The sequence below is a fragment of the Luteimonas sp. AC640a genome (assembly GCF_979256585.1).
On sequence record NZ_CEEDOV010000021.1, the window covers coordinates 147,298 to 164,448 of the forward strand.

General features: G+C 62.3%; 13 protein-coding genes and 1 tRNA gene. 3 read left to right on the forward strand and 11 right to left on the reverse strand.

What is annotated here, in order from left to right:
* Positions 1-212: 212 nt before the first annotated feature.
* Together ACZ9YD_RS15470 and ACZ9YD_RS15475 are read left to right on the forward strand one after the other, a co-directional pair.
* A complete protein-coding gene (locus ACZ9YD_RS15470; protein WP_465076165.1) occupies positions 213-737 on the forward strand; it encodes a GspH/FimT family pseudopilin in 525 nt (174 codons plus the stop codon).
* Positions 738-881: 144 nt separating this feature from the next.
* Positions 882-958, forward strand: a tRNA-Asn gene (locus ACZ9YD_RS15475).
* 50 nt (positions 959-1,008) lie between these two features.
* Here ACZ9YD_RS15475 and ACZ9YD_RS15480 read toward each other — a convergent pair.
* From ACZ9YD_RS15480 to grxD, 11 genes are all read right to left on the reverse strand, one after another.
* Positions 1,009-1,455 (reverse strand): type IV pilin protein, encoded by a 447-nt coding sequence (locus ACZ9YD_RS15480; protein WP_465076166.1) that lies wholly within the window; start codon positions 1,453-1,455, stop codon positions 1,009-1,011.
* Positions 1,452-6,836, reverse strand: a complete 5,385-nt coding sequence (locus ACZ9YD_RS15485; protein WP_465076167.1) for a pilus assembly protein — start codon at positions 6,834-6,836, stop codon at positions 1,452-1,454. The genes ACZ9YD_RS15480 and ACZ9YD_RS15485 overlap by 4 nt, the downstream gene beginning before the upstream one ends.
* A gap of 17 nt (positions 6,837-6,853) precedes the next feature.
* Entirely contained in the window at positions 6,854-7,276 is a 423-nt protein-coding gene (locus tag ACZ9YD_RS15490; protein ID WP_465076168.1) for a pilus assembly PilX family protein, read from the reverse strand.
* A 46-nt stretch (positions 7,277-7,322) separates the two neighbouring features.
* A complete protein-coding gene (locus ACZ9YD_RS15495; RefSeq protein ID WP_465076169.1) occupies positions 7,323-8,585 on the reverse strand; it encodes a PilW family protein in 1,263 nt (420 codons plus the stop codon).
* Positions 8,582-9,091, reverse strand: coding sequence for a type IV pilus modification protein PilV (gene pilV / locus ACZ9YD_RS15500; protein ID WP_465076170.1), 510 nt, complete (start codon positions 9,089-9,091; stop codon positions 8,582-8,584). The genes ACZ9YD_RS15495 and pilV overlap by 4 nt, the downstream gene beginning before the upstream one ends.
* Positions 9,082-9,615 (reverse strand): GspH/FimT family pseudopilin, encoded by a 534-nt coding sequence (locus ACZ9YD_RS15505; RefSeq protein ID WP_465076171.1) that lies wholly within the window; start codon positions 9,613-9,615, stop codon positions 9,082-9,084. The genes pilV and ACZ9YD_RS15505 overlap by 10 nt, the downstream gene beginning before the upstream one ends.
* Before the next feature lie 187 nt (positions 9,616-9,802).
* A complete protein-coding gene (ppnN, locus tag ACZ9YD_RS15510; protein ID WP_465076172.1) occupies positions 9,803-11,191 on the reverse strand; it encodes a nucleotide 5'-monophosphate nucleosidase PpnN in 1,389 nt (462 codons plus the stop codon).
* A gap of 107 nt (positions 11,192-11,298) precedes the next feature.
* Positions 11,299-14,511 carry a TonB-dependent receptor gene (locus ACZ9YD_RS15515; RefSeq protein WP_465076173.1) on the reverse strand — a complete coding sequence of 1,071 codons (3,213 nt, stop codon included), beginning with the start codon at positions 14,509-14,511 and terminating at the stop codon, positions 11,299-11,301.
* A 256-nt stretch (positions 14,512-14,767) separates the two neighbouring features.
* Positions 14,768-15,370, reverse strand: coding sequence for a YhgN family NAAT transporter (locus ACZ9YD_RS15520; RefSeq protein ID WP_232114615.1), 603 nt, complete (start codon positions 15,368-15,370; stop codon positions 14,768-14,770).
* A complete protein-coding gene (locus ACZ9YD_RS15525) occupies positions 15,367-16,086 on the reverse strand; it encodes an SDR family NAD(P)-dependent oxidoreductase (protein ID WP_465076174.1) in 720 nt (239 codons plus the stop codon). The genes ACZ9YD_RS15520 and ACZ9YD_RS15525 overlap by 4 nt, the downstream gene beginning before the upstream one ends.
* 32 nt (positions 16,087-16,118) lie before the next feature.
* Positions 16,119-16,439, reverse strand: coding sequence for a Grx4 family monothiol glutaredoxin (gene grxD / locus ACZ9YD_RS15530; protein ID WP_465076175.1), 321 nt, complete (start codon positions 16,437-16,439; stop codon positions 16,119-16,121).
* A gap of 108 nt (positions 16,440-16,547) precedes the next feature.
* On the opposite strand from grxD, the gene ACZ9YD_RS15535 reads away from it, so the two are divergent.
* Positions 16,548-17,135: a superoxide dismutase gene (locus ACZ9YD_RS15535; RefSeq protein ID WP_465076176.1), complete on the forward strand. Its 588-nt coding sequence runs from the start codon at positions 16,548-16,550 to the stop codon at positions 17,133-17,135.
* Positions 17,136-17,151: the final 16 nt, after the last annotated feature.

Here is a 17,151-nt window from a genome sequence, read left to right on the forward strand (position 1 = left end):
CGCCACCGCCCACGGTAGCAGTGGGCGGTTTCCGACCTCCACGCGGGACGCCGGCCGGCTGCAACGCCACGGGAACAGGCGGACTCTGAACGACCTGCAGGATCGCAGGTACCCGGTGCAGGACCTGAGACGGGCGCGGCGAACGGACATGACGGAACCGCTCGCCACCGCACACCGAAGGCTCCGCCCAGCGACAGGACAAGGATGTCCTCATGCGCCAGCAACACGGACTCACCCTCATCGAGCTGATGACCACGCTCGCCATCCTCGCGCTCCTCGGCACGTTCGGACTCTCCGCATTCGCCGAGACGCTGGCCCGGCATCGTGTCCAGACCGCCTTGCACCTGATCAGCGCGGACCTCGCAATGGCCCGCAGCACGGCGATCATGCGCCGGAACCAGGTGGTCGCCTGCCCCGGCGACGCCCTGCTCGGTTGCCGCTTCGACGCCGACTGGAGTCGTGGCTGGATCGTCTTCACCGACCCCGACGGCAATCGCCAGCCTGACACGCAAGACGACCTCATCCGGGTCGCCAACGCCCCATCCGGCGCGCCGCAGAGCATCCGGCTCGCGTCGACCCGCAACTTCGTTCGATACCAGCGCGATGGCCGCAGCGCAGGCACCAACCTGACGATCAATGTCTGCCGCGGCGATGCACTAGGTGGACAGGTGGTCGTGAACAATCTGGGACGCGTGCGAAGTGCCCGACCGAAGCGGGAGACCGCGTGTCCGTTCTAAGCGCTCCGACGACCAACGAGGCGCTTCGATTGGCAGGTTTGCGGGCGGAAGCCTGACCTCGACGGGCGACGATCATGCAAATTTCAAACAACATGCGAAACAGCGCTTGACCCTTTCCGCCAACCGACTAGAATGTGCGTCCCCGCCCGAATAGCTCAGCTGGTTAGAGCACTTGACTGTTAATCAGGGGGTCGTTGGTTCGAGTCCAACTTCGGGCGCCAAGATCAAGAAAAAAGCCGCGGAGCAATCCGCGGCTTTTTTTGTGGCTGGCTTACCAGCATTCTGTTCCAGGGCCACTCGCGGTTTTTTGACCCGCCTGATCGATTGTTAGCGTCAAGCACCTGACATCATTGGCCTGCCCGCCTTGCGGCACCGCCTGTAAGACGAATGTCGTCGCGGCCTCATCTTGGCCCTGCCGGCTCAGCACATAACGTACTTCGCCTGTACGAGGAGAATTGCGGTCTCCAGCAGGTACCTGCTCCCAGAACTTCGCATATGACCCTCTATTGATCGTCCGATAGCGTTCTGCGCGCTGAGCGAGCTCTACGAGGTCCGCCTTGGCCTGCCCCCGGTGCCCCTTCCGCACCGCATCCTGATACATCGGCAGGGCGATCCCGACAAGGATCGCCACGATGGCAACGACGACCATCAATTCGATCAAAGTAAAGCCGAGTTGGCGGCGGAACGATAACGGCTTCAGAACTTTTGATGGCGTCACTTGATCTGTCTCCACGACTGGCGTCCACAGGGCCTGGGCAGGACGAAGGCTCCCGGATACACGACAACCTGGCACTCCTCGAAGGTCGGGCAATCCATGGTCGCAGGATCGCACGCACTACCGTCCGGCTGATTGATGATGGTATCCGTGCTGATGGCAGCGACCGAGTTGCTCGTGACCGGAGCGCCACCACCGTCGATGCGGATCGCACCACAGTCCGCGCCTGTACACGCGGAATCGGTAGAAGGCAGCACCTGCACGTTCGCCAAGGCGCCCGAACCGGACAGCAGATCCAGCCCGTACACGAAGTTGTCGCCGCCCGGATTGCAGCTGTCTTCCGACGGCGTGAACGTCGTGAAAAACACTCGGCCACTCTGGATACGCGGTGTGGCGATGAAACGCTCGCCGCTCGGGCGGAAACCTGGCGTATCGCCTTCGGTATCGTAGACCTGCAGGTCAAGATACCAACCGCGCCGCGCGTTCGTGCCGGAATACGCCACGCGGGTGCGGCTGATGCTACGGATCACTTCCCCGTTGTCACCCGTACCAGTGCCGGTAATGGACTGCGCCTGGAGCGCCGATCGCCCACCTCCGATCGCGGTTCCATTGTCGAAGACCGCATACAGCGACTGCACCGATGGATCCTGGGGTACGTCATTGTCGCCGGGCTGACTGCCGCGATCGAACAGATATCGGCCTGTTCCGAAGTACACCATGACGCCGGTACCAGGGCCTGCGGCAACGCGGATACCACCGGTGATGGCCTGCGGCTCTGCGTCGATCGCGGCATTGAAAAGCGGCAGGCCGCCGTTCGCCACGGTCCAGTCAGCGTCAGTGGTCGCCCCCAAGTCGAACTTCCACAGGTTGCCTTGCAGATCACCGCCATAGATCGTGTCGACCTTTCCGTTTCCGGATTTATCGATTGCAGTGATTTGGCCCAAGCCGTTGAAGGGCGCAATACGCTTCGCGCAGAAGTTTCTCACGAGCTCAAAGCCGCTGGCGGCTTGACAAAGCCAGTCGGCGACGGGATTCGTGGCGATCGCGCCTCGATTGCCATCGTTGGCGGTCAACTTGCGGATCACCTGACCTGTGTAGGCATCCAGCACGTAAAGCGACGGATCATTGAGATTGCCGCCATAACCATTGCCGAAGAGCACCCCCCAGCGATCGTTCTCCAGCGGCACGATCAGCGGCTTGCCAAAGACATGGCCGATGTCGTTGTCAACGCTGCTGTTGCGTTCCCAACGGATGCTGTTCTCATCAAGGTTGCCAGGATCGCTGACATCCAGTGCAAACACCGAACGCGCGCCCGCACCGGTCGATCCCACGAGAATCGTGCGCCAATCGCGCGCGCCGCCAGTGCCGACCTTGACGTCGCCAACGCTGATCTGTCCATCAACGTAGTAACGATGCTCATAGACGTCGTCGGTCTTCGCCAGCAGCGCCATATTCTTCAGCACGGCATTGGGAATATAGGCGAAGCGTTCGACGCCCGCGCCCTCTGCCGCGCAGGGAAGTCGCGCATTGACAACGCAAGGCACGGTGCCGGCGAAGAAGCCGTGCAACATGCCGTCATTGGCGCCGACATACGCCATGGCATCACGGCCCGCCTTGATGTCCAGATAACCCTCGTTGCCGTTCCTTGCGACATACCCGGAAAACATCGGGTCCGACTGCATGCCGTAGCCCAGATCGGCACGTGGCGACGCAACCACCGGCTCGGAATTGATGATGCTTCCGATGACCGAGCCGCGTTGCCGCAGGTTCGTCACCGCGCCGTTCGTGGACTCTCGTGAGCGATCGCCCCGCAGATACGAAACGATTTCCGCCGCCGAATAATTCCGGCTCGTTCCGTAATCCCCATTGTCGATATCGGCCTGGTAAACACCGATCGCGCCACGACGATCGGTCTCATTGGCACCCAGACGGTCGGCCAGGAATGGAACGCGCGCGTCCGCCGGGAGCGTATTGGTGCCATCGCCGGCGCCGCGCAACGTATAGATCTTGCGCGCCGCGGCCGCGGGCAGACTGCCCTCCGCACTCCACAGCTGCGCACCGACCGATCCATTCGCATTGATCGCGAGCGCGCTGAGGTTGCCCGTCCAGTCGCTTCCGTTGCGCTCACGCTTGAAGGTGGGCTGCAGAGTGAAGGATTCAGCACCGACGCGGGCGCCATTCAAGGTCCGGCTGCCGGCCTCCACGTCTTGGTTTGCGATGTCGTCGAACGCTTCAGAGAGCTGCTTGCGCAGGTTCAGCGGATTGGTCACCAAGAAGTAGTTGTCAGGATCACCGTGCCCCGGCGCACCGGGAGCCGCACTGTCCCAATTGGCAGGATCCGGGGCGCCATACTTCGCTGCGTACCAGAGCGGATCACGCAGCTGGGTCGCTGCAATCGACGTGCTCGGTGAGAACTGACGTGTCGAGGTGAAACCCAGACCCTGATTGCAGGGCGCGCTCCCCATCTGCCCCACGCATTCGCCGGCCCAACGCTGAGGATTCGAGGTAGACGGCGTGTTGAGCTCATAACGCGACGATGCCTGATCGCCGTTGTCCCGATCGCGTACCTCCAAGTAAGCGCCATCGCGCGTCGTACCGGAAATGATGTACCCCATGTTCTGGTTGGCGCTGCCGGCCGCATACTCCGACGTCAAATTCACGTTCAGTGTTCTGTTGTCGCTGTTGGCCACGATCTCGTAACGGACAATGGCGTCCATGTCGTGATCATTACCCTGCTCCACGTCCTCGTAATTGATCCGGAATACGGCACGCGGCCGCCCGCCATTGACCGTCACGTCGATAGCCTGCTGCGGGAAGTTTTTATATTCCTCGACGTAGAAGTCGACGATCGTGTTCGTCGGCTTGCGGGTCGCGCCGCCATAGGTACCGCTGACGGTCTTGGCGAAGGGCACCAGGGTTACCGTGTTGCCACCGATCGGAAATTCGATGCGTGGCAGCGGCGACGCCAGAGCGATCGAGTAGGTATGGACGTTCAAGTTTTCGGCCGCGGCATTGATATTCGCGACATTGCGCGCATAGCGCGCCACGCTTGCGGTGTAGTAGGTGCCCATCTTGCCAGGCTCTTCCGGCGACAGACCCCGGATATTGCCGAAGCTGGACGCCGATTTAACGGTCGGATTGGCATCGCGCAACGTTCCAACTTCGCCAATGAACACATTGCGGGGACCCGCGCCAAATTCGGCGTTCCAGATCGCCTGCCCCTCAGTGGATGCGCTGAACCCCGAGATAGTGCCCGGCGTGGTGCCGGTCGTCGTCACCGCGCCGCTGAACGCGCTGCCCGGCAAGTCACCGTCGTAGCTGGGATTAATGTCGCTGATGATCGTCTGCACCGGACGCGAACAAGCGGGATAGTTCAGGCCGGTGCCGCTGCTGGCGTAGGGGTCCCTCCACTCGGGCGTCGGCAGACCCAGGATCCGGTCTTCGTCACCCGCCGTGCTGCCACCGGTTGCAAACCGGGGTGTCGCGCTGGCTGCGCCTGCGAAGTAGCGCATGCTCTCGTAGAGCATCTCGGCGATCGGGTTGCCCCACATGCGGCATTCGCCGTTAACGATCGCGCGGTCGCCAATCGCCGGACACCCACCATTACCGGCATTCCAGTTCCAGTTCTGATCGCTGGAGATGTTGTCCGTGCCGGAGTTGTAGCCGCCACCGATCATTCGCAACCGATCGATGCTACGCGCGATGCCTTCGACATCGGTACGGAAAACACCAGAATTCGCGTCGATCTCGGATGCGAAGTTCGCGACATTGCGACGCAGTACACCACCCTCGAGATTGTTACGTTGCGAGCCCGTGATCAGGCCGAAATACATCTTCTGCGACTCGCCGTAATCGTGCAGGATCCCTGTCGGCTTGGCGCGGCCATTCGGATACACCTTGCATGTGGTATCACGCAGGGCTTCGGTGGTGGGGCATGCCTCGACACGGACTAGATAGTCGTCGCGGGTCACGCCCCCCGCCGTCGGGGTGAGGTTGTAGGTGGAGAGCGAAAGATTGCGAAGTCCGGTCTGCCCGGCTCCATTGCCGCCGGGCACAACTTCCCACGGCAGCCATGCGAGTCCAATCAACCGACGCCTGTAGCGCAGCACATACTTGTCGCCGCCTGCAGCCTGCTCGTGCCGGAACTTGATGTCATACGTCTGACCAGCTTGAAGCTGGAGCACGCCGGTCGAATTGGTGAGGCAATTGCAGACATCATGACCTCCGTAATATCCAGCTTGCCCCCCGGGCACCAGCACACCGTTGCGGCGAATCTCGAAGTCGACTGCGTCGTCACCATCTACCGCGAACTGGAATTCATCCAATGTGCCCGCACTGTTACCGACCTGGAACCGGCCGGTAATGATGCTCATGTAATTGGTATTGGCGCCGACCGGATTGCAGTCGTTGCCCAGACAATTGATCGTGCTGCGAGATACATTGACAGCGAGCGCGTTCGCGGAGATCGCGAAACTCGCCTCCCTGTTGTCGAACTCGGCCCGGTTCGCCGGATGCCCGGGATGCGCGGGCGTTGTACCACCGGAAGTACAACTGACTCGCTGGTCGGAAGCGTTGAAGCAGTTGTTGCCGGCAACGGGACCTTCGATCGACAGCCAGTTCCAGACGCGATAGGGCGACTGTTTGAGTACGCGAAAAAGCGGAGCCTGATAATTCGGGAACAGGAAAGAATTGCCGATACCCGTCGTCGTCGTTACGGCGAACAGGTGATAGCGCCCGTTGTTGGGAATCGTGAGCGGCGCATAGTTGCCGATGTCGTAACCGTCGCGCGCGACGCTCTGGTACTCCTTGCCCCAGCTGTGCGCGTCTTGCGGGAAAAACGCACCTTGTAGGATGGTCTGCGACGTAGTATCAGTCTGGCGCCAGCCGCCATAGAGCACGCGACGCAATGCGTCCATGCGCGAGGTCGTGAGATAATTCAGGAAGTCACCGCTCCATTCGCCGGCTCTCTTTCCGCACGTTTTGTTGGGTGCCTCGGTTGCCGGGATAAAGTGACCGCCGCTCGTCGTGGACCATCGATAACAGGCAAACGAATTGAAGTAGCCGTAGTAGTCGATCTTGTAACGGGATTCCCCTTCAACAGGGTTTGCCTTAAGCTCCCAGCCGCGATACCCCACATCCAGACCGCCGTCACCATCCAAATCTGAGGCGTCGTTGTACGCCTCGTAGTAGATCTTGTGATCCTTGCCCATCACCAGCATGTTGAGGGGCGGCACCGCGTCACGGAGATACAGCGGCGACTGTGCAATGGGCGGCGCGTTTCCCGCGACGAATAGCGGATCGGAGCGCAAGGCCAGACTGGTCAAGCCAGCAGCGACAAGAACGACACCGACGGCGCCGAAGCGGATGAGTTTTCCGGATTTCATTCGAGTCTCCTCGCGTCTCACGGGATGAACACGGTATCGACGGTTGCTTCAGAACTGGGAAGCAACGCGCGATCCCGTGAGAAGGCGGTGATCTGATAGATCTGGTCAGTCCGCTCTGCTTCGTTGGAGGGCACGTCGAGCGCGCCCCATGCGAAGCAGAGATCGAGGCGGCGTACATGCTGTTGATCGGACTGCCAACCCTGGAAATCTGGCGTCGCAGCGCAGTTGGTGGGCGGCACGTTGGTGGTCGGGTTTCCGCCCGCGAGCACCTCATTCTTCAACGCTATTTCTGTCAAACGCGCGCCTGACTCCGCGTTCTGGAAGGCCATGTTTGTGGCCATGTAGTTGGCGGCCATACGCTCTTGCAGTCCCGCGACTTGCAGCGCGACGATGCCAATCAGTGCCAAAAGAATCAGCAGGATCAACGCGACATAAAGCACGGCGCCTGACTGGTCTCGTGGGGAATGTAGTGGATGCATCATCGAATCAGTTCCCGAAAAGTCGGTTGCGCAGGGCGATGCTGTCTTCGTAGACCGCGCGATAGCGCGTGTCTTCGGGCGGCGTCATGATCACGCCGAGGGCCGACAAACGCACGGTCGCTGCCGCTCGCTGCGCGGCGGCAGAAGCATCCGGACTGCGCGCAACGATACCCACCTGCACCATGCCTACACGTCGCCAGGCGTGTTCGTAGTTGGCCGCACCCGAGGGAAGGAGCGCATTGGCGACGACGCTCGCGCCAATGTTGCCGGTGGGACGCCCGGCGGTGCCGGTATTGCTGTCCTGACCGAACTGCAACTGCAGCGACTCAACGCCTTCCACCAACTCTTCCTTTGAATGCGCGAGCGCGCCACCTGGCGCAGCGAAGTAGCGCAGCCGATAAAGCGCAGGGCTTTGCTCATCGTTAAGCCCCACGTAATACACGACACTCTCTGCCCTATAAACCATCGCTTGACCGACGGTGAACTGTGGGGTCGTGTCAAAAGTCGAGGCGTTGAGGCCGCCTGCCGTAACCGTGATGCGGTTTCCAGCGACAGTGGAGCCATTGAAGACACCAGCCTGCATACAGTCGGCAATGCCGAAAAGGCCTGGCGCAGTGGTGCCCTCGGTGAGATGCGTCATCGTATCCACATCGATGACGGTGCTCGAGCCCGGGGTAAATGAAGTGACCTGAGCGCCTGTTGGCGAAAAGAAGCGCAAAGCGATGATATCGCTTCCCTGGACGGGCGCCCCGGTGCCCCCGCCTACCAAGTCTGCATAAAGGGCCGCCGGCAATGCTGGCGCCCACGCACTGGCATCAGGCGCCAGGTCGGGGTTGGCAGAGAGCGTCACTGTATCGCCACTGGAAGTATCGACTGCGTTGAAACCTTCAATACCTAGATCGAATCGCAGAGCGTTGGGCGAAGCAGCGTAGTCGGACGTTGGTGATGGGCCAGTGCCGAACTGCTGATCTGGCGTCAGGAACGTCGAGATGAGGGCAGGTCGAGATGCGGTGACGTTAGCAGGCAGGAAGCGTGACTGGTCGTTAACGCAGCCCATGTGTCCAGCCATGCGGATGTCGCGCTGCAGAATGTCGATCGCGAAGCGTCCGTTCTCCTGGGTCCGCGCTAGGCCGGTGGATAGCTGGTAGGCCGTACGCGAAGCCGCGAAGACCTGCACTAGCGCCAGAATGAGCAACGAGCCGATTGCAAGGGCAATCAAAATTTCGATCAGCGACAGACCCGCCGATTGCAGACGCTGATTGCGGTTCATAGGGTCGTTTCCAATTCGATTTCCCCTGCACCGTCGAGTGCCGCCATGCTCTCCTCGTTCCAGATCACCCTCACCCGGACATTAGGCGCCCCGGCCACATCAACGATCGCATAGGCCTCAGGCCCGAGAGACTCGCGGACCTCGCATTGCCAGCGCGCGATATTGTTGGCGTTCGACGTGATCGGGAAAGTTGCGCAGCCTGTTGCAGCAATCGGCGCGACGCCAGCGAAACTGGCTTCATTCATCTCGTATGAAGCGATCTGCGAGCGGTTGGTGCGAATGGTGTCAAGTAGTTCGCTGGCTAGATTGACGGCGATCGTGCGTTGCTGCGCGCTTTGGGTGTAGCGCAGGTTTGTGGTTTGCAGCAGCGCGAGGCCCAGCAGCCCGACTGCAAGCACCACGAGCGCAATCAGCACTTCGATCAGCGAGAATCCGCTTTGCCTGCGGTTACCGATTGAACGGACCCGAGACCGAACACACGACATATCAGTGTGCCTCAAGGACATGCCAACCTCCGCGTGGTGAGCTGACCAACCAGATTCACTGTCATCGTTCGGATCAGCTCCTGCCCTGACGGGCAATCCGCAGGCTCCAATCTGATCTCGGTCGAAGTATCAGGCCGACCGCGCGCATCAAAAGCGATTGAGCCGCGCGCAGCTGCACCCGTGATCGCCTCGGCGGACAACATAAGCTGTGGATGCGCATCGATAACGCGCACGATCGTGTCGCCGGCATCAAGCGTGGAGTTTGCGGCACCTGCATTTGCCCACACAAGCCAGCCTGCGTTCCAGTCATCTCCGCAATTTGCTCCATCAGAGGTTGCGCAGATACCCCCTCCTAAGGTGGTGCGAATACCCTCACTGCGCGCCAGCGCGACACTCCCGATAACCTCATTGGTCGTCGTCGCGATGCGGTTGCTACGCAACGCGCTTTGGAAACTCGGCAAACCGATTGCCAAGAGGATGGCAACGATCGCAATCGTCACCATCAGCTCGACCAGACTGAACCCCGTGACACGCCTGAGCGGCATGCTATCCCCTTTCCCCGGGCGCATTTCCGCCCAATGAACAGTCTATAAAGCTTAGGGGAAGACGCAAGCCAGCCCGGACGAACGGTCATTCAAGCAGCATGAGCGCATCTCGCAAATGCGGGTCCGAAGCAAGCACCCCGCAGGAGGAACGGCGATGTCCGGCAGACCAGGAGGACGAACTGACCTCTCAGGAAACCACTTCGTAACAGGGCCTGTAGTCCCCCGCGATCTTCATCCGGCGCTGCTCGACGAATGCGCGCAACAGGGCGTCGAGTGACTGCATGATGTCGCGGTCGCCATTGATGCGGAATGGGCCGAACGCTTCGACGCGGCGCAGGCCGTCTTCCTTGACGTTGCCGGCGACGATGCCGGAGAACGCGCGACGCAGGTCGGCCGCGAGTTCGTGCGGTGGCCGGCCGTGGTGCAGATCGAGCGCGGCCATGGCTTCATGGGTGGGCACAAAAGGCTGCTGGAGGTCCAGCGGAATCGACAGCGACCAGTTGAAGTAGAACGAGTCCTTGTGCGCGACCCGGTACTCTTTGACCTTGCGGATGCCGGCAGACATGCGGCGCGCAACCTGTTCCGGATTGGCGACGATAATCTCGTAGCGCGACGCGGCTTCGTCACCGAGGGTCAGCCGGATGAACTGGTCGATCTGCTCGAAGTACGGCGCCGACGCGGTCGGGCCGGTCAAGATGAAAGGGAACGGGATGTCACGATTCTCTTCCTGCAACAGCAGGCCCAGCAGATAGAGAATTTCTTCTGCCGTGCCCACACCGCCGGGGAACACGATGATGCCGTGACCCAGGCGCACGAACGATTCGAGACGCTTCTCGATGTCCGGCATGATCACCAGCTGGTTGACGATCGGGTTCGGCGATTCGGCTGCGATGATGCCCGGCTCGGTGATACCTATATAGCGCGCCGGGTACTGGCGCTGCTTGGCATGTGCGACGTTCGCGCCCTTCATCGGCCCCTTCATCGCGCCCGGGCCGCAACCGGTACAGATATCCATGCCACGCAGGCCGAGCTCATAGCCGACCAGCTTGGTGTAGTCGTACTCGACGCGGTTGATCGAATGGCCACCCCAGCAGACCACCATGTTCGGATCGCCCGGCTGCAGCACGCGTGCGTTACGCAGCAGTCCGAACACCGCATTGGTGATGCCGGCCGAGGACTCAAGATCGGTCGCGTATTCCGGACCCAGCTCGATCGCGGTGTAGGCGAGATCGCGAACGACTGCGAACAGCAGCTCGGCGACGCCACGGATGATCTGACCATCGACGAAAGCCATCGCCGGTGCATTCATCAGCTCGATCCGGATGCCGCGATCCTGCTGCTGCACCTGGATGTCGAAATCGGGGTACAGCTCCTGCGCTGCACGCGGGTCGTCGGACGCACTGCCGCTGGTCAGCACCGCGAGTGCGCAGCGACGCAGCAGGTCATGCATGCCGCCGAGAGACGCATCCTTCAGACGGGCGACTTCGTCGCGGGACAACACGTCCAGTCCACCGCGGGGATACACGTAGGCATTGACCGTGGGCAGCGCCGTCGCCGCCCCATTTTCGTTGCTCATTTTTTTTCGCTTTTCGTATGGGTTCGGCACTGTAGCGCAGGACCCGGCGCATAAGAAAACGGCCGGGTTTCCCCGGCCGTTTCATTGTCACGCGTGGTGGAAAGGCATCAGAACTTGTACTTGATGCCCAGCATGATCGACCAGCGCGAGACCGCGGTGTTGACGCCGTCGTTGTTCACTTCCTGCAGCGTCTCGCTGTCAGCACCCGTGAAGTTATAGACGTACTTGCCGGTGGCAGGATCGATACCAGCGTAGTTGGCGACGCGACGGGTGGCGAAGAAGCCGTAGTCATTGATCTGCCCCCAATCCTTGTTGAGCAGGTTGCCGATATTCATGATGTCCAGCGACACCTCGGCCTTGTGGCCCGACATGAAGCCCGGGAACTCCTGACTGACGCGCACGTCGAACGAGTTCACCCAGCTGGCGCGGAACGCATTGGCAGGCGCCACGCCACCGGCGTAGGACTGCAGCTCGGGATTGTCGGCGAGCCAATCGAAGAACGCCTGCTCCATCGCTACGCCACCGGTGAAGAGCACATCACCCGGACCGTTCGGTACGTAGAACAGGTCGTTGGTGGTGGCGCTGTCGCCATTGACGTCGTTGTAGAAGATGTAGCTGAACGGCCGGCCGCTGCGACCTTCGTAGAACATCGCGACGGTGGTCTTGTTGTTGCCGAACAGTTCCTTCTGCCACGTCAGGGTGCTGGTGAAGCGGTCCTTGATCGCATAGCGCGAGTTGTATTCCTGCGGATCATTGGCCTGGAAGCCCAGCGAGTTGCTCCAATTCGACGAGTTCTGCGAACTGGTGGCGGGGCTGAACTCGGTGGCGTGCGTGTAGGTGTAACCCGCCGACCACGACCAGTTCTCGATCAGCGGCTTGAACAGGCTCAGCGTGAACTGCTCGCTCTGGCCGATGTCGGTGTTGCGTATGACGATCGCCTGGTTGACGTCGGACGGCCTGTTGGCGCGGTTGCTCACGTCACGATTCACACCGCCCCCCTGCTCGATACCGAAACGACCGGCGTTGAGCGGGTCCCGCCCTGCGGCGTTCCAGAAGATCTCGCGACCATCCTGACCGATCGCGGTCGGCGCACCGACATCGAGACGGTCGAACCACAACGCGTCCTGGTTCTTGGTGACCAGGATTTCCGCCGACGCGGTGATGCCGTACCAAGGCAGCTCGTGGTCGAACGCCAGGTTGGCCTTCCATGCCGACGGCAGCTTCAGGCCCGGCTCCATGATGTCGGCCACGATCAGCGGCGTGCTGCCCGAACCGCCCGGAATGGTCGGCGGCAGGGTCGGATCGAACGCCGGTGCATCGGCGCCACGCAGGTTGTACTCGACAAAGTTCAGGCCGGTGTTCTGGAAGGCACCCGCCAGCCAGACGTTCGGGCTTGCACCCTGGAACAGACCGATGCCACCACGCAGCTGGGTCGGGCGGTCGCTGTCGAAGGTGTAGTTGAAACCGAAGCGCGGCTGGAACAGGCCGTCATCCACCGTATTGGTGTTGTCCAGGCCATAGAGCTCTTCGATGCGCGGGTTGTAGATCGGGCTGTCGCCGAACGACGGCTTGTCGTAGCGCAGGCCGAACATCAGGCTCAGGTTGTAGGTCGGGAACCAGGTGTCCTGGATGAAGAACGCGGTGTTCTTGATCTCGTAGGCCGCGGGGATGTCGGCCAGTGAGCCACCCGGACGCGGCGCGCGCAGTTCGTACTGCGACGGCACGCCGTTTTCGAAGTCTTCCAGCGTCGCGAAGGTATAGACGCCGTTGAGGTTGCGACCGTAGAAATTCAGGACGTCGTTGCTTTCATGCTCGACGCCGAACTTGATCGCGTGGTCACCGATATGCCAGGTCGCCGCGCCGAACAGGCTCAGCTGCTCGGTTTCGATGACGTTGACGTGGCGGTTCTGCTCGGTGCCGAAGCGCAGGTTGCTGTTGTTGCCGAAGCCGTTGATGCGGATGTACGGCAGGTTGGCGTAGGGCGCGGCGATCGCGTCGTACTCGCGCTGCGAAACCTTGAACTCGGTGGAGAAATTCTCGGTCCAGTCGCTGAAGAGCTCGCCGACGACGCTCTTGAAGGTCTTGTTCTGGTCGTACCAGTGGGTGCTCAGCGACACATTGCCGCTGCCGATGCCCGGGAACTTCGGCACCACTTCTTCCATCTCGCTGTACCGGAACGTGGCGCGGTGGTCGTCGTTGATGTTCCAGTCGAGCTTGATCGCGTATTCCTCGACATCGGTCTCGTTGGCCGGTGCCTCCAGCGCACCCGCGTCGAAGCCGTAGCGCTGTGCGGCAGCCTGGACGCGTGCGATCTGCGCATCAGTGATGTCGCCATTGCCGTACGGCGTGCCGGCGTAGCTGGTGCTCGGCGCGGTACGCTTGGTGCGCTCGTAGTTGGCGAAGAAGAACAGGCGATCCTGGATGATCGGACCGCCGAAGGTCGCACCGTAGGTCTCTTCTTTGTTGAAGCCGGTGAAGGGGCCACCGCCGTTCTCGTCGAGATCATCGGCCACCCAGTCGGCATCACGCAGGTTGTAATACGCCGAACCGCTGAAGGTGTTGGTACCGGACTTGGTCACCGCATTGACGACCGCGCCCGTACCGCCCGCGACGGTGACGTCGTAGTTGGCCACGTCGATGCTGATTTCCTCGATCGCGTCCATCGACACCGGCTGGCGGTTGGTCGGCAGGTTGTTCGCTTCAAGGCCGAACGGATCGTTCGAGCTGATGCCGTCGATGCGGATCACGTTGTAACGCGGATTCTGGCCGCCGACCGAGATCGAACCGTCGACCTTGTCGGTCACGGTCACGCGCGGATCGAGTCGGATGTAGTCCTGAATGTTGCGGGTTGCCGAGGGGAGGCGCTCGATCGCGTCGCGATCCACATTTGTACCCGTACCCATCTTGGTCGAGCTGAACACGTCGGAGCCTGCGATCGCAGTCGCCGTCACGGTCTCCAAGGTGGTCATGTCACCGGTCAGCGCTGAGTTGACCGTGTTGACCGAATTGAGGTTCAGATAGACTTCGTCTTCCGTACGCGTACCCTCACCGGCCTTGGTGACCGTAATCGAGTACGGACCACCCACCCGCAGGCCGCGAGCGTTATAGCGGCCATTCTCGTCGGTCACGACACGGCTGACGGTGCCAGACTCGGTGTGCACGATGGTCACTTCTGCGCCGGTGACCGGGGCGCCACCAGCGCCTGTCACCTGGCCGCCGACACCGGCGGAGGTGCTCTGCGCGAACGCAGGAGCGGCAGCAAGTGCGACGATCAGGCCGAGCGACAGCTTGGAGAGTCGGGCGCGATGCGAGTGGTTCATGGGTTGTATAGCCTCGATGCGTGGATGTCGGCGCAGGCCGGATGGCGAGCGACGGTCAGGTCTTGAAACAAGAATGGGGGCCCCACCACTGTGCGCGGGCAGAGCGCCGTGGTTAACAACAGGTTAACACGGTAAACAATCGAAGTGACAGTGCCATGACAGCCGCGGACAGGCGCAAACCACTGACCACGTTGATTTTTATGACCAGCTGGAACAAAGACGCGTAAGCCCTTGTCGCGCTGTGGTCACGCCGCACTCACATGGGGGCGAGACCGGCCCTGAGGTAGCTGACCAGGCCGTCGAGCAGCATCTGGACCGAAATCGCGACCAGCAGCATGCCCATCAAACGCTCGATTGCGGTCAATGCACGCGCGCCGAGCAGCTTGTAGAGATAGGTGGCCGAGAACAGGATCGCGGCGGTCGCGCCCCAGGCGATCAGCAGCGCCAGACTCCACTCGCCCAGGCGGTCGGGTTCATTGCTGCCCATGAGCATCACCGCGGCCATGCCGGACGGGCCGGCGACCAGCGGAATCGCCATCGGCACGATGAAGGGTTCGCCGTCCGGGATCTCGCCCATCAGGCCTTCCGGCGGCGGGAAGATCATCCGGATGCCGATCAGGAACAGCACGATGCCGCCAGCGATCGCGACCGACTCCTGGCGCAGGTGCATGACCTCGAGCGCGTACTTGCCGGCCCACAGGAACAGCATCAGCACGACCAGCGCGATCAGCAGTTCGCGGGCCAGCACGATGCGCTGGCGCTGCGGGGTGAGCCGCCGCAGCATGCTCAGGAACACCGGGATGTTGCCCAGCGGATCCAGGATCAGGAACAGCAGCAATGCGGCAGAGGCGATGGTCATGCGGAGCGCGCCCTGTCAGGTGCCCACAGCTGTCCGCGATGCGCTGCACCGGCAGGCGACAGCAACGCGACGCAATGGGCGGCGACTTCAACGGGCGAGCGGGCGATGCGGTCATCGGCCTCGACATGCGCCTTGGCGCGTAGCGGCGTGCGCATCGGCGGCGGCAGCAGACCGCTTACGCGGACAGGCGCATCGCCGAGCTCCGCCTGCAGCATGCCGACCAGGGCCGACAGCCCCGCCTGGGCCAGGCCGTAGCCGCCCCAATAGGCGCCGGACGTGCGCGCCGGATCGTCGATCGCGAACACAACAGACGCATCGCCCGAGCGACGCAGCAACGGCAGGCAAGCCTGGGTCAGCCACCACCGCGCGGTGAGATTGATGTGCAGCGCGCGCGCGAATGCGGCCGGATCGGTGAGCTCCAGTGGCGTCAGGCCATCGAAGGACGCAGCGACATGCAGGATGCCGTCGAGCCGGCCGAATTCCGCCTCGATCCGCGCGGCAAGTTCGGCATGATCGTCCGGGCTCGCACCTTCGAGGTCGAGCGGATACAGCGCGGGCGCGGCGCCGGCTTTCTGCAGGCGGTCATGCAGACGATTGAGTTTGGGCACGCGCCGTCCGAGCAGCACCAGCGAGGCGCCTGCCTGCGCGCACGCCAGCGATGCGGCCTCGCCGAGTCCGCCAGCCGCGCCCACGACCAGCACGACGCGCCCGGCCAAGTGACTTGGCCCAATCCCGGCAACCGGCGCGCTCACGCTTCCAGCACCTCGGCCACCATGCGCGACAGCTCGCCGGATTCATGCAGTTCGAGCGTGATGTCACAGCCCCCGATCAATTCTCCGTGGATGAACAGCTGCGGGAACGTCGGCCAGTTCGAGAACCTGGGCAGGTTGGCGCGGATCTCAGGTGCCTCGAGCACGTTGATCGTGCGGTAGTCCTTGGCGCCTGCGTCGCGCAGCGCGGCCACCGTGCGACTGGAAAACCCGCACATCGGGAACTGCGGTGTGCCTTTCATGAACAACACGATGGCATGGCCGTCGATTTCGGCCTGGATGTGTTCGAGGATCGACACGCTGACGCTCCCTGTGGACCACGCCGCAGGCGCTGGGCCGGCGGGGATCGGGTTTCGGATTTGGTGCATTCTATCGCGTCGCCGCTATCGACCAACGGACCGCCGTCCATGCCCCTCGAACTCGCCGCCCTGCCCTACGACCGCACCGCGCTGGAGCCGCATCTGTCGGGCGACACGCTCGACCAGCATCACGGTCATCTGCAACGGGGCCACATCGAGCGGCTCAATGCCTTGCTGGCAGGGAGCGATCTCGCCGACGCGCCGTTGGAGACCATCATCCGCAAGGCGCAGGGTGCGGCATTCGACCACGCTGCGCAGGCCTGGAACAACAGCTTCTACTGGCATTCGCTCAAGCCCGCCGCCGCGGGTGGCGGTGGCGAGCCGAAGGGCCGCCTGGCCGAGGCGATCACGCGACAGTTCGGCGACTTCGGCGGATTCCGCTCACGGTTCGACACCTTGGCCCTGTCGACATTCGGTGCGGGCTGGGTCTGGCTGCTGCAGCGCCCTGACGGCAGGCTGGCGCTGGCGGCCACCGCAAATGCGGCCACGCCGATCACCGGGCAGGACACGCCGCTGCTCGCGCTCTCGCTCTGGGAACACGCCTGGTATCTGGACTACCGCGACAACCGGCAGAAGTATCTCGACGCGTTCTGGCAACTGGTGAACTGGGACGCGGTGGCAGCGCGTCTGCGCTGACGGCTGCGGGGTATCC

Coding starts and splice junctions, on each gene's coding strand:
- ACZ9YD_RS15535 (WP_465076176.1), top strand. CDS start 16,548: ATGCCCCTCGAACTCGCCGCCCTGCCCTACGACCGCACCGCGCTGGAG.
- ACZ9YD_RS15505 (WP_465076171.1), bottom strand. CDS start 9,615: ATGCCGCTCAGGCGTGTCACGGGGTTCAGTCTGGTCGAGCTGATGGTG.
- ACZ9YD_RS15520 (WP_232114615.1), bottom strand. CDS start 15,370: ATGACCATCGCCTCTGCCGCATTGCTGCTGTTCCTGATCCTGGATCCG.
- ACZ9YD_RS15515 (WP_465076173.1), bottom strand. CDS start 14,511: ATGAACCACTCGCATCGCGCCCGACTCTCCAAGCTGTCGCTCGGCCTG.
- ppnN (WP_465076172.1), bottom strand. CDS start 11,191: ATGAGCAACGAAAATGGGGCGGCGACGGCGCTGCCCACGGTCAATGCC.
- ACZ9YD_RS15485 (WP_465076167.1), bottom strand. CDS start 6,836: ATGAAATCCGGAAAACTCATCCGCTTCGGCGCCGTCGGTGTCGTTCTT.
- ACZ9YD_RS15470 (WP_465076165.1), top strand. CDS start 213: ATGCGCCAGCAACACGGACTCACCCTCATCGAGCTGATGACCACGCTC.
- ACZ9YD_RS15495 (WP_465076169.1), bottom strand. CDS start 8,585: ATGAACCGCAATCAGCGTCTGCAATCGGCGGGTCTGTCGCTGATCGAA.
- pilV (WP_465076170.1), bottom strand. CDS start 9,091: ATGTCCTTGAGGCACACTGATATGTCGTGTGTTCGGTCTCGGGTCCGT.